Origin of the sequence: Trueperella sp. HMSC08B05, assembly GCF_001808405.1 — a bacterium.
Taxonomy (GTDB): Bacteria; Actinomycetota; Actinomycetes; order Actinomycetales; family Actinomycetaceae; genus Trueperella; species Trueperella bernardiae.
Window position 1 is genome coordinate 1 of sequence record NZ_KV793249.1, and the last position, 12,844, is coordinate 12,844.

Annotated in this window: 10 protein-coding genes; 3 read left to right on the top strand and 7 right to left on the bottom strand. The window is 67.1% G+C overall.

Annotation, left to right across the window (positions count from 1 at the left end):
• Window positions 1-84: 84 nt before the first annotated feature.
• A complete protein-coding gene (locus HMPREF3167_RS06090; RefSeq protein ID WP_070446074.1) occupies window positions 85-1,443 on the bottom strand; it encodes a family 4 glycosyl hydrolase in 1,359 nt (452 codons plus the stop codon).
• A gap of 1,036 nt (window positions 1,444-2,479) precedes the next feature.
• On the opposite strand from HMPREF3167_RS06090, the gene HMPREF3167_RS06095 reads away from it, so the two are divergent.
• On the top strand, window positions 2,480-3,673 hold the full coding sequence (locus HMPREF3167_RS06095) for a carbohydrate kinase family protein (RefSeq protein ID WP_062612743.1): 1,194 nt from the start codon (window positions 2,480-2,482) through the stop codon (window positions 3,671-3,673).
• A gap of 43 nt (window positions 3,674-3,716) precedes the next feature.
• Here the strand turns inward: HMPREF3167_RS06095 and HMPREF3167_RS06100 are convergent, their stop codons facing one another.
• Genes HMPREF3167_RS06100 through HMPREF3167_RS06110 form a run of 3 tightly spaced genes read right to left on the bottom strand, consistent with a single transcriptional unit; the run spans window position 3,717 to window position 7,461 of the window.
• The gene (locus HMPREF3167_RS06100; RefSeq protein ID WP_201783135.1) at window positions 3,717-4,820 is read right to left on the bottom strand and encodes an ABC transporter substrate-binding protein; all 1,104 of its coding nucleotides are present in this window, start codon (window positions 4,818-4,820) and stop codon (window positions 3,717-3,719) included.
• A complete protein-coding gene (locus tag HMPREF3167_RS06105; protein WP_062612746.1) occupies window positions 4,817-5,968 on the bottom strand; it encodes an ABC transporter permease in 1,152 nt (383 codons plus the stop codon). Before HMPREF3167_RS06105 ends, HMPREF3167_RS06100 begins: the two co-directional genes overlap by 4 nt.
• Window positions 5,965-7,461, bottom strand: coding sequence for a sugar ABC transporter ATP-binding protein (locus tag HMPREF3167_RS06110; protein WP_201783136.1), 1,497 nt, complete (start codon window positions 7,459-7,461; stop codon window positions 5,965-5,967). Before HMPREF3167_RS06110 ends, HMPREF3167_RS06105 begins: the two co-directional genes overlap by 4 nt.
• Before the next feature lie 202 nt (window positions 7,462-7,663).
• On the opposite strand from HMPREF3167_RS06110, the gene HMPREF3167_RS06115 reads away from it, so the two are divergent.
• Together HMPREF3167_RS06115 and HMPREF3167_RS06120 are read left to right on the top strand one after the other, a co-directional pair.
• Complete coding sequence (locus HMPREF3167_RS06115; protein ID WP_062612750.1) at window positions 7,664-8,581, top strand: GntR family transcriptional regulator; 918 nt, start codon at window positions 7,664-7,666, stop codon at window positions 8,579-8,581.
• Between the two features lie 199 nt (window positions 8,582-8,780).
• On the top strand, window positions 8,781-9,881 hold the full coding sequence (locus HMPREF3167_RS06120; protein WP_062612752.1) for an App1 family protein: 1,101 nt from the start codon (window positions 8,781-8,783) through the stop codon (window positions 9,879-9,881).
• A gap of 158 nt (window positions 9,882-10,039) precedes the next feature.
• On the opposite strand, the gene HMPREF3167_RS06125 is transcribed toward HMPREF3167_RS06120, so the two are convergent.
• From HMPREF3167_RS06125 to HMPREF3167_RS06135, 3 genes are all read right to left on the bottom strand, one after another.
• Entirely contained in the window at window positions 10,040-11,002 is a 963-nt protein-coding gene (locus HMPREF3167_RS06125) for an ADP-ribosylglycohydrolase family protein (protein ID WP_160326859.1), read from the bottom strand.
• A 173-nt stretch (window positions 11,003-11,175) separates the two neighbouring features.
• Window positions 11,176-11,475 (bottom strand): hypothetical protein, encoded by a 300-nt coding sequence (locus HMPREF3167_RS06130; RefSeq protein WP_143602064.1) that lies wholly within the window; start codon window positions 11,473-11,475, stop codon window positions 11,176-11,178.
• A gap of 83 nt (window positions 11,476-11,558) precedes the next feature.
• Window positions 11,559-12,584 (bottom strand): endonuclease/exonuclease/phosphatase family protein, encoded by a 1,026-nt coding sequence (locus HMPREF3167_RS06135; RefSeq protein ID WP_070446080.1) that lies wholly within the window; start codon window positions 12,582-12,584, stop codon window positions 11,559-11,561.
• Window positions 12,585-12,844: the final 260 nt, after the last annotated feature.

A 12,844-nucleotide genomic window follows, 5' to 3' on the forward strand; every position in this document is an offset into this window, starting at 1 on the left:
CCGGCCGGCCCCCGCGGGGGCCGGCCGGCGCCCCCTTTGCACATGCAACACTAATCCAGCACTATTTCCCGCTTTCTGCGTGCGTCACCCCTGGGCGAACACGCGGGCCACATCGGGGTTGCGCGCGATGTAGGCATCCAGGACCTCACGAGCCACATCGATCGAGTCAACAAGCGGGTGACTGGCCAACGCCTTCCACGCGATCTCCCGATCCCCCTTGAGCGCAGCCTCGATGACCAACTCCTCGCACGCCTTCACCGAGGTCATCAACCCAAGTTCGGGCCCCGTCACCGGCTCCGGACGCCGGGGGTGAATACCGTTCGCATCCACGACACACGGAACCTCTACCACGGCGTCGGCCCGAAGCTCGGGCACGAGCAACCCCCGGCCGGACTCGTCGTCGGAATTACCCACGCCAAGGATCATCTGGAACTGGGAGGTCGCGCCGTTGCTCAGCGCGTTCATCAACTCCAGAGCGACGCGCGGATAGCCGCCGATGTCGATCCCCTCCTCGGGACGTCCCTCACCCGCCTCGCGCGCCTCGGCCATGTACGTAGCGTCACGCTCGGCGTCGGCGGCACGCCACACCTCGCCCGCCCGGCCCGGATTCGCCTCCGCTGACTCGTAGAAGCGCCCCTGCTGCTTAACGAGGAACTCGCCACGAGTCTGACCGTGGCGCAAACGCTGCACGATTTCCCGATTCTTGTAGTAGTAATACAGGTACTCGTTGGGCATGTGCCCAAGCGCACGAATCCAGTCCGCGCCGATGACCTGGATTTCCTCCATCCGGGCCAGAAGAGAATCGTCTGCTAGGAGGCGTGGCAGGTGGTCAACGCCATTCGACGTCATCGAGCGCAGCCAGCCGAGGTGGTTGAGGCCGACGTAGTCGTAGGTGGTCGTGGATTCCTCCAGGCCAAGCACGTGAATTGCCCGGCGCACCAGCCCGATCGGGGTGTCACAAATACTCACAACGCGCGGGTAAATCGTCCGCATCGCCTGCGTGATGACACCAGCCGGGTTCGTGAAGTTCAGGACCCAGGCGCTGGGCGCGAGCTCGGCGACCGCGCGGGCGAGGCGGAGGGCCTCCGGGATTTGACGGAACGCGTAGGCGTAGCCGGCGACTCCCACCGTCTCCTGGCCGAGTACGCCGCGGCACAGCGCCTCCCGCTCATCGATCACGCGCCCGCATGCCCCTGAGACGCGCATCGCGGAAAAGACGTAGTCCGCGCCGCGGACGGCATCCGATAGCGACGTCGTCGTGGTCACGGACCCGATCGCCTCCGCCAGTCCCAGCTGGACCAGGACGTTGCGCATAATGGCAAGGCGGGCGGGGTCGATGTCGTACAGGCATAGCTCGTCCAGGTGCACCGGAGAGTCCTCCTGGAACACGGATGCCACGTGCGGGACGCGGAAGCCGCCCCCGCCGATCAACGTCAGTTTCATGATGCCTTCCTTTCGGATCCAAGCCTAGCGAGCTACCAGGGCCAATGGCACGGTGGGCGGTTCGAGGTAACCGCCCTGGAGGCCGATCCCGAGGGTTCTTTGCGGGCCAGAAGAGCGTTGTCAGCGAGGAGGCGTCGAGCGCTGTGGACGCAGCGACTCGTGAGTCCCTGCCGTCCGCATCCCCACAACAGGACAGTCACCAAGGACGAAGAAGATCCCCGCCTCAGCCTTTAGCTACAATTTCAACGGCTTGATCAAGAAGTACGGCTTCACCATGCGTGTGCCCGGCGCATTCCACCTTGGTAGAAGACGCCGGGCACGTCGCCGTGTTGCCTCAAAGGCGCAGGGCTACCCATAGAGACAGCCCACTTTTCTGCTCCTCAACGGTCTTCAGCCGTCAACTTGGTGACTCATCTGGTCTTGATGACTTTTTCTAGCCGAGTCACGCTGGTGCTTCTCTCTGCCCATGTACTTCCACGCCCGTATTCCGTTCGATTACCTCAATTTCTGTTCCATGAACACTTTCCACACTGGATACGGGAACAGCGTCAGGCTTCATAGAGTCCAAGAGATACCCTTGTTGGAGCTTATCTAGTAGCCCAGCAGCTACTTCCTCGTTGACGCCGTAGGACGCAAACTCGCCGATAAGGGAAGCTCTCTCCTCTTCGGTGAGCTCGACTGAGTGAGCGCTTGCTGAAATCTCCGCACTTTCAGAGGTTGCATGCGCATGAGCTACTGCGGTTGTTGGCGCAAGAAGCATAACAATAGCGAGGCTTGCTAAGCCTCGACGTACAATCGACGATGACGACATTGACGGCTGAACCGTAACGGGAGCTACAAATGAACTCGACTGATCTCCAACGCACCGTTGCACTGATACCAATGACTTAGTGCTTATAGCGTAGCACCGGAGGTTTCGCCGCTACAAGGTTTTCAAAAGAGAGCAATGGTCTTGTTCTCGCCTACTACACGCCAAGATTTGACCCACATTTGGCAGGGCGCGGCGATTGTCGGAGGGCGCGGGTAGGCTGGGGGTATGGGTGAAAAGGCTGAGGTTGTAGCTAATGTGGTGGCGGCGGGGCCGCTGTTTTTGGACGTCGTGCAGTTCGGGCTCGAGCACGCCCCGCGGCCCGGCGAAGAGCAGTGGGTCGCGGGCGGCGCCGTCATGGCTGGCGGCGTGGCGAACCAGGCGATCGCGTGCGCACGGCTCGGCCTGAACGTGGACGTAGTGACAAATGTCGGCGCGGATAGGGCCGGGCGCTGGGTGGCCGAGGTGCTCGCCGAGGAAGGCGTGGGCCTGGCGGGCTCCACGCGCGGGGGGACGCAATCCGTGACCGTGGCGCAGGTGCTGGACGGCGACCGGGCGTTCACCACGTACGGGGACGGCGCCTACCCCGACCTGCCGGCCGGCCTGGCGGATGCGGCGCCGGGGTTCGTGGTGGCGTCGGTGGACTACCTGGCGCGGAACCTCGAATGCCTGAAGCAGCTACGGGGCGCCGGGACCGTGGTCGTGGCAGACACGGCTTGGGACCCCACCGGGCGCTGGGATCGCGCCGACCTCGACCCGCTGGCTCAAGCCGACATCTTCGTCCCCAACGCCGCCGAAGCCCTCGCCTACACGCGGGCGGGGAACGTGCGGGAAGCCGCCCGGCGGTTGCTGGAGCTGGTGCCCACCGTGGTCGTGACCTGCGGCGGGGACGGGGTAGTGATCGCCAGCCGGCCCACGTGCGTGCTGACAAGGGATCATGCGCTGGGTGGCCCGGCTGGGGCTAGCGCCGGTGGGCCGGGCGCGCTCGTCATCGAGCTACCGGCGATCGACGTGGAGGCAAAAGACACCACCGGCGCGGGCGACTCCTTCACCGCCGGGCTCGTGCGTGCACTCGCCCGCGGGGCCAAACTACTCGAGGCCGTGGTGCTCGGCCAGGTGGTGGCGGGGTGGACCGTGCAGCGGCTTGGGGGATCGGCGGCGGCGCCCACCCGTGCTGACCTGCGGGAATGGGCCGGGTCGGGCCAACTGCGCTGGGCCCTCCCCACCGACACGGCGGGGCCAGGCGAGCCGAGCCTCGGCCGCGAACCGGAATTCACGGGACGATTTGGGCCGTATCTTCGTATATACGTAGATGAGGTCGAAATCGTCCCGCAAAAATCCGCCCGCCTCGGTGCTGGCCCCACTGACTGGCCGACAATCCCGGACCCGGCGGCCGTGGCGGCCGCCTACGCCGGCGACTAGCAGCCGGCCGCCCGGCACCGCCGGCTAGCTGCCCCGCACCCCGCTAGTCGTAGACCGCCTTCTGGATGTCGGGGTCGTCGAGGTTAGTGGCGTCGTACCAGTAGAAGCCGGAGTCGATCTCGGGCTCGACCTCCTCACCCTTGGCGGCGGCCACCGCCTTCTCCACCGCGATGTACCCCATCTGATACGGGTTCTGCGTGACGGCCCCAGCCATCACACCCTTGCGGATGAGCCCGATCTGCACCGCACCGGAGTCGAACCCGATCACCTGCACGTCACGCTCGGTGCGGCGCACGGTTTGCGCGGCGGCAACGGCGCCGTCGTCGTCGGTTGCGAACATACCGGCGAGATCGGGGTGAGCCTGGAGGATCGCGGCGGCTTGCTGTTCGGCTTTGGCCTGGTCGGAATCGTTGTACTGGACGTCCACCACATCGACGCCGGGGGCGTTGGCGGCGAGCCAGCCGATGAAGCCATCGCGTCGGTCAGTGCCGGTGACAGACGTCGAGGACTGGGCGAGCACCGCCACCTTGCCCTCCCCGCCGAGCAGCTCGGCCATGTGTTTGGCGGCCTCGGCGGCGGCGGCGCGGTTGTCGGTGGCCACGGTGGAGACGGGGATATCGGAGCCGGGCACGCCGGAGTCGAACGCGATGACGGGGATGCCCGAGTCCACGAACTGTTGCAACGCGATGACGGACGCGGAGGAGTCGAGAGCGGCGAACACGAACGCGTCAGGGTGTTGGACGTGGGCGAGGTTGATCTGGTCCACCTGCCGCACCACGTCCGACTCCGTGTCCGGCCCGGAGAACGTCACGTTCACCCCCAGGTCCTGCCCGGCGGCCATCGTGCCGACCTTGACGGCGGCCCAGAACGGACTCGCGTACCCCTTGGCGACCACAGCGATATCCATCCGCCCGTTCGACCCCGACACGCGTTCGCCCAGGCCCGCACACCCGGTCAGCCCCAGGGTGAGGGCCGCCCCGGTGGTGAGGGCCGCGAGCGCGCTGACGATCCAGGGCCGGCGGGGGTGGCGGCTCACGCGCGGCCGCTGGCCCCGGTGTTGGCGTTGGCCGGACGGGCGCGCCGCGGGTCCCGCCTGCGGCGCGCCCACCACGCCACCCCGGCACATAATTCCTTTCAACGTTCTCATGCCGCCGCCTTCGGCTTCCTCCGCACGTCCACAAACACCGCGATGAGCACGATGATGCCGAGCACGATCTTCTGGTTTTGGTCGGACATGCCGAGGTGGACGGCGCCGTTGCGGATGGTCGCGATGAGGATCGCGCCCACCACCGATCCGAACACGGAGGCGTTGCCGCCGCGCAGCGACGCCCCACCCAGGACGGCCGCCGCGATCGCATACATCTCATACGACTGGCCCACGTCCGGCTTGCCCGACGCCAACCTCGATGCCATCAGCACCCCCGCCAGGCCCGTGAACGTGCCGGCCAGCGCATACACGCGCCACTTCCAGCGCTGGACGTTGACGCCGGACAGCTCGGTGGCCTCTTCGTTTGAGCCCATCGCCAGCGCATACCGCCCGATCAGCGTGTGCTTGAGCAGGAAGTGCGCCACCACGGCCGCCAAGATGCACAGGTAAATCGCGTTCGTCAGCCCGAAGGTCTTGCCGTTGCCGAGCGCCAAGAACGGCCCAAAATCGTTGAGCGGGATCGACGACGTCCCCGTAATCGACAGCGCCGCACCCCACGCCACCAGCATCATCGCCAGCGTGGCCACCATCGGCTGCATGTTCAGCTTCGCCACAAGGAAGCCGTTCACGACGCCGAGCACCAGCCCAGCCAAGATTCCTGCGAGGACGCCGGCCGCAATAGCCAGCCCCATCGGCCCGCCCACCTTCGTCATCGCGAGCGCCGCGATCACGCCGGTGAACGCCATGCCGAATCCGGGGGTGAGGTCGATGCCGCCGGTGGCAATCACGAACGTGAGCCCGAGCGCCAGCAGGATGTACACCGACGCGTCCAGCAGCAGCGCCGACATGTTGCCCAGGTCCAGAAAGTACGGGCTCGCCACCGCGAAAACCGCCACGAGCACCAGCTCCGACACCACGATCAGCACCTGCGCCGGGTGCTTCGCATACAGCCGGCCGAGCAACCCGCCGCCGACCTTCCGACGCTCCCGCACCTTGATCCCGCCGCGCTCGCCGGCGTGCACGACGCCGCCCGTGCCAGCCGCGCCCACGTCCCCGGCGCTACCCGCGCCAGCACCAGCCGCGCTGGCAGCGCGGGCCGTGCGCCCGTCGTCGTCGGGCCTCACAGCCGATTCGACCTTGCCGTTCATGCTTCTCCTTCTGCCGCAACGAAACGCGTTGCCAAATCCATGATGTTCTCCTGCGTGGCCTCGGCGTTGTCGAGGACCCCGGTCAGCCGGCCCTGGCACATGACGCCAATCCGGTGCGCCACGCGCTGCAGCTCGGCGATCTCAGAGGAGATGACCACGATGGCTTTCCCCTCCCCCGCCAGCGACTCCATCAGCCGATAAATGTCATCCTTCGCACCCACGTCCACGCCGCGGGTGGGCTCGTCGAAAATGAGGACGTCGCAGTCGCGGGCCACCCACTTGGCGATGACCACCTTCTGCTGATTCCCGCCCGAGAGCGCCTTGACCTTCTGTTCCACCGACGGCGTGGCAATCGCCAGGTCATCCACCGAGCGCTCGGCCACCTCACCAGCGAACGAGTCATCCACCACCCCGTGCCGCGACCACCGCGCCAGCGAGGGCAACGCCACATTCTGCGTCAGCGACTGCTCAAGCAGCAGCCCGTAATGCTTGCGGTCCTCCGACAGGTAGCCGATCCCTCCACGCACGGCCTCCTCCACCGTGGTGGCGAGCAGGGCCTTTCCGGCGACGACGACGTCGCCCGCCTCCTTGCCGTCCGCCCCGACGATCGCCCGCGCGGTTTCCGTCCGGCCCGCCCCCACCAGGCCGGCCAGGCCGAAGATCTCGCCCGCACGGACAGTGAAGGACACGTCACGCACGAAACCAGCCGACAGGTTACGCACCTCCAACTTCGGCTCGCCACCCGGGTGGGGGTCCGGGCGGTGGGAGGTATCAATGACGCGGCCGACCATGAGGGCAATCATGTCCTCACGCGTGAGGTCCGCGGTGGGGTGGGAGGCGACGATGACGCCATCGCGCAACACCGTGACCTGCGTGCACAGCTCCTGGATCTCCTCCAAGCGGTGCGAAATGTAGATGACGGCGCGGTCGCCGCCCGCGATGAACTCGCGCACGATGGCGTAAAGCTGGGTGACCTCGTGCTCCGACAGCGCGGCGGTGGGCTCGTCCATGATGAGGATCCGGGCGTCCATCGACAACGCCTTCGCGATCTCCACCATCTGCTGGCCCGCGACCGTCAGGGTGCCGAGCCGGATCGTGGGGTCGATGTCCAGACCCACCCTTAGCAGGATGCCGCGGGCGCCGGCCGCCATAGCGGCGTCGTCGATGAAGGGACCCCGGCGCGGCTCGCGGCCAAAGTAAATGTTCTGGGCGACGCTCAGGTCAGCCATCAGGTTGAGCTCTTGGTGGATGAGCGCGATGCCGCGGCGCTGGGCGTCCAGCGGGCCGGCGATCGAGACCGGCTGGCCGTCGAGCAGCACCTGACCGGCGTCGGCGTGCTCGATGCCGCCGAGGATCTTCATCAGCGTGGACTTACCCGCACCGTTTTCGCCCACGAGCGCGTGGATCTGGCCCGCGCGGAGCGAAAAGTCCACGCCGTCCAACGCCTGCACCCCCGGGTAGCGCTTCGAGATCGAGCGCGCTTCGAGAAGCATATAACACATCCCAACTTAGGCGAGCTGCGAAGCGGAGGTGCCTCAACACCACATTTGTATGGAATCATACGGGTTAAGGCGCGCCGGAGCGCGGCTCATTCACGAACATAGTCTACTCTATGTCATGACAAAGCCGTTTTCTAGGAGCGTCTCGCCGTGCGGCTAGAATGGGCTGAGAGACACATCGCAGGGAGGAGCTCAGATGACTGACGCAGAGCGCGCCGAGGCGCGGGCGGCGGGCGCGGATGGCTCGGTGGTTGCGAGCTCGGACCGGGCAGGTGCGGCCGGCGTAGGATCGGCGGGCCGGGGCGCGGGCGGCGCAGGCTCCGCGGGGCAGGGCGGCGTCGGCAGCCTGGAGGCGAGCAGCCGGACGTCGGGCGTGAGGTGGGAGCCCACCGTCGTGCTTGACCGAACCTCCAGCCAGCCGCTCCACGCCCAGATTTCCGCACCGATCAAGCGCGCGATCCTCGAGGGGCACCTACTGCCGGGGACGAGGATTGAAAATGAGGTGTCGATGTCGCGGAGGCTGAACGTCTCGCGGCCGACCACCCGCCAGGCGCTCCAGACCCTGGTGGATGCGGGGTTCCTGCTGCGGCGTCGTGGGGTGGGGACCGTGGTGGCCCCGCAGCCGAAGCGGCAGCTCATGCGCCTGCCGTCCCTGCACGAGGAGATCAAGGCGACCGGGCACGCCTCCACCACCGAAATCCTCAACTACAACCACCGCCGCGCCACCGACGCCATCGCCGAACAGCTGGGCATACCGATCGACACGCCGGTCGTGGAGCTGGAGCGGCTACGCAAGCGCGACGGCGTGCCCGTGGCGATCCTTTACAACTGGCTGCCCGCCAAGATCACCCCGCCGCGGGAAAAGCTCGAGGATCACGGGTTGTACGAGCTGCTGCGCGAAGCGGGGGTGGAGCCGACGTCGACCACGCAGTCTGTCGGCGCCGAACGCCCCGACCGGCGCGAGGCCAAACTGCTTGCCATCTCCCTGCGCGACCCCGTCCTCACCATCGACCGCACCGCCTTCGACCCCAGCGGGCACATCATCGAGTGGGGGTTCCATATCTATCGAGCAGATTTGTATAGGTACGAATCGACCGTGTTCGCCCAGGCGTAGGCGGGTGGGCCGCGCCGGGCGCCGATAATCCGCGTCCCCAGCCCTGGTTCCCAGCGGCGCCGACACAACTCGTGAACCTGAAAGCGACCTCGCCCACATAGCAATCGCCAGCCGGTATATTCACGACTTCTGTCGGGCACCCCGCCCTCGCATTGCCGCCGCCCTCGCACTGCCAGCCCGACCCTTGTAGGCTGGAGCTATGGCTCTGGCTGATGTGGTCCGCAACTTTGAAGACGGCGCGAACAGGCGCAACACCGTGCGCTTGCGCGAGCGCGGATGGGAGCCGCGGCTGACCGGCTACGCCGGCTGGGGCTCGGTGCACGCGGCGAAGGTGCTAGCCCGCGCTACGATGGCCGACCCCAACGACTCCCAGCCCTTCAAGCTTCCCTTCCTGCCGAAGTCGATGCACTCGCTGACCTCCCCGCAAATGTCCGGCCTGGCGAAACTCGCCACGCAGAACGCGGAGAAGGCCCAGCGCGGGTGGCGCCAGTTTTTCACCACGCAGGTGGGCTTCCTCCCGGTCACGGTGCAGCTTGGCAACCGCACGATTAAGACGCGCACGGACCGCTCCGGCTACGTCGACCTCCTCATCGAAGATCACGGCCTCGCCCCCGGCTGGCACGAAGCCACCCTGACCCCGGCCGCGGGCGAGCCGATCACGGCGCCGGTGATGATCGTGGCGAACCAGGTCACCACCGGCCTGATCTCAGACATCGACGACACGATCGTCGTCACCTGGCTACCCCGCTCGATGCTCGCGGCCTACAACTCCTTCGTCCTGCACACGGACATGCGCCAGCCCGTGCCCGGCATGGCCGACTTCTACCACGCCCTCCTCGAGCCGACGCCGGACGCGCCCGTCTTCTACCTGTCCACCGGCGCGTGGAACGTCTACTCGACGATGCTGAGTTTCATCCAGCACAACGCGTTGCCGATCGGCCCGATGCTCCTCACCGACTGGGGCCCCACCCCCACCGGCCTGTTCCGCTCCGGCCAGGAACACAAGAAAACCCAGCTGCGCAACTTGCTCATCATGTTCCCCAACATCTCGTGGTACTTGGTGGGCGACGACGGTCAGCACGACCCCCTCATCTACGACGAGCTCGCCCGCGCCTACCCGCGCCGCGTTCGCGGTATCGCGCTACGCACGCTCAACCCCGTGGAGCAGGTGCTCTCCCACGGCACCACGGAGGCCACGGCATTGCACCGCGAGGAGTCGGACCTTGAGGACGACGGCGTCCCCATCATTCGCGGCGAAGACGGGTACGCGCTGCTGGGTCAGGTGGAGCGCTTCCGGTAGGTGACACGCGCAGGCCGTCCCTTGACGGGACGAAATGAGCCGTATCTTCGTATATGCGTAGATACGGCTGAAATCGTCCCGCGAAGGGCGCGGGTGCGGTTCAGCCTGGCGGGGCACGCCCGCCCGGGAGCGCCCGCCCGAGCCGCCCAGCCGCCCGGCTAGAAACCCCGCGGCTGGGAGTTGCGCACGATCCGTTCGCCCATGTCGGCGAGCTGGCCGCTGCTCATGCCGGGCCAGCCGTGCACCGATTCCTTCCAGGCCGCTGGGATCGCGCTTTCGCCCCATCGGGCGCCAAGCAGCGCACCCACAATAGCCGCCACCGTGTCCGTATCCCCGCCCAGCTTGACCGCCCGGCGCAGCCCGTCGTACATCGCGGCCTCCCCGAAGTAGTCCTGGGTGGCCTTCACGGCGAACCACGCGCACTGCAACGCCGACACCGCCGAGCTATTCGTCCGCGGGTTGACCAGCCCCGATTCGGCGTCGGTAATCCAGTCCTCCCACTTCGGGCGCGACTCGGCGAGTAGCAGGTCCATGCCCGCCCGCACGTCGAGCACCCCGTCGATCACGGCCACGCGCATCGCCTCAGCCCACAGCACGCACGCCTCCTCGACCTCGCGGTCGTCGTGCGTGAGGGATGCGATGCTGCGAGCCGCCCGCGCGGTGGCGTCGCGGTCCCACAGGAATGCGATCCCAATCGGCGCGATCCTACCGAGCGCTGCGTTGCCCGCCGCCCGCTCAGTGTTCGCCGAGTACTCGCGCGCGGCCTGCCGCAGCCGGTCAGACACGTCGCCCGTCAACCGCGACGCATTAAGCAACACCGCGCGGGTTTGGATGCCGATGTCAGTGGCGCCATCGTGCATCCAGTTGATGAAGTTCTGGCCAATCTCGTCGTGAGCCCGGTCCGACGTGAGGCTGAGCCCGGAGTCCGCCACGGACGCGATGCAGATCGCCATCTGCGTGTCGTCGCTCCATTCGGCCGGTTCGTACGGGCCGAGCCCGCCGCCGAGCATCTGCGGGTCATCCGTTCCGCGCGTGAATTCGTACGGCACGCCGAGCGCGTCTCCGCACGCGGAGGCCAGGAGCGCCCCGCGCCCGCGGTCGACCATCAAATCAGTGAGCACATAGTCCATGGGGCACCTCCGTCGGTTTCCCCCAGCTTACCCCGATCATCACGACGTGGGTGGGCTGGCTCACGTTTTGACCGGCCTAGGCCGCGGCGCCTAGTCGGCTCGTGCGCGAAGTCTGGCGGCCGGGCTCTGCCTGCCGGGGCTCAACGCCTGGCCGCCGTCGCCGGCTACTGGGGGTCGACCTTAACGGCCTCCACCGTGATCTCGTCCTCGACGCGCGGATCGTCCTGGCGGACCTTCTCCTTCACCGCGTCGGTGGCCTCGTGCAGCTTCTCCGAGGCGAGGTTCTGCGCCTGTTGGAACGTGTCGGCCGCCTGGTGGCGGACCTTCGAGCGACCATCACGCACCACGTTCGAATCCCACACGCGCTTCGTCCCAGTCTTAATTTGCTCGTAGCGCTCACGGCCCGCCCGCGCGCCCAGCACGTACGCGATCGCGCCCACGGTCACAGTCCTCAAGAAACCCATGGTTCCCCCTTCGTTAGTTTTTCTCCAGCATAACGACGCCGACCCTCCCCGGCCGCCCGATATGCGGTGCGCTGAATCCGCGCCTAGTCCCCAGCCGGCGCCAACCGCACGATGATCCCGCGATGATCGCTGCCGCCGGCGGGCACGCCTACGGCCTCCACCCCGCGGTAGCTGCCGTCGGTGACCACGCGATCAATCGGCGTGGTCAGTAGCGCGGGCAGGTTGGACGGCCACGTGCCAAGACCGCCGGCGCCTGCCTCGATGCGGGCGTCGGCGCAGTCCGCCCCGAGCGTCATCTGATGATCCACGGTCGAATTGAAGTCACCAGCCATGATCACCGGACCGCTAGCACACTGGCTGTAAATCGCGGAAATATCGGACTTCCAGCGGCCCATATGCGCGAGGACGGGAGCAAACGGGTGCACGCCGATAATCTTGGGCCCCTGCCCGTTTGCCGGCACCACCATGACTGTCGAACCCGGCAACCCCTCCGGCTCCACCTGCGCGTACTCCCCGAGCGAGTCGGAAATAAGCACCAGCGTGGACTCAAACTCCGTGGCGTAGCGGTCAGTGCCCGTGTCGAACTGATGGAAGTCCAGCCCACGCTCGGCCAGTAGCCCCACGAGCTCCTCGCCGCGTGCCGTGGCCGTCTCCGTCAACACGAGCACATCCACGCCGTTCCTCACCACCGACGCGGCCAGATCCTCCATATCCACCGACCCGCCGAGCGTATTGAACGACAGCACCGTGACCTCGCCATTACCCGCGCCTGCCACCGTGACCCCGCGGTCCGGTTTCAACTGCTCCGGCGACTCAATCCCCCGCGCATACACCGTGCCCCCATGGAAGATCGCCATCACCAGGTACGCTACGGCCGTGGCCAGCGCAATCCGCCCCGAGTCCACTAGCCTGCGCCGGATGCCCGCAAAACTAAAGAGGAAGATCGCCACACCGAAGAACACAATTGCCAGCCACACCCGCAAAGCCATGACCTGCGCCATCGGCGTGTCAAGCACCCAATTTTCGGCACCCGGCAGCAGGTCCGGCCGCAACGTCAGCGCGCCCACTGCCACAAAAACGGCCGCCAGGAATCCCCACACGTACTTCATTAGGCTCCCCTCGTCTCCGAGCCTTCATCCTAGTGGCCGCCTCCGACAATTCTGCGAAGCGGCCAGGCGTGGGGTCGAGCGCGCCCAGCCCATCAGGCCCGGCCCTAGCGCATCAGATTAGACGCCGCTCGCACGATGCCGTGCCGATCCGCGTCCGACTCCGGCACGCGGCGAAACCAGGGCCCGGGGGAACCGGCAGCCGGGCGCTGCCACGCCGACGCGCAAGAGGGCCCGGGGGCCGGCACACCATGCCGGCCCCC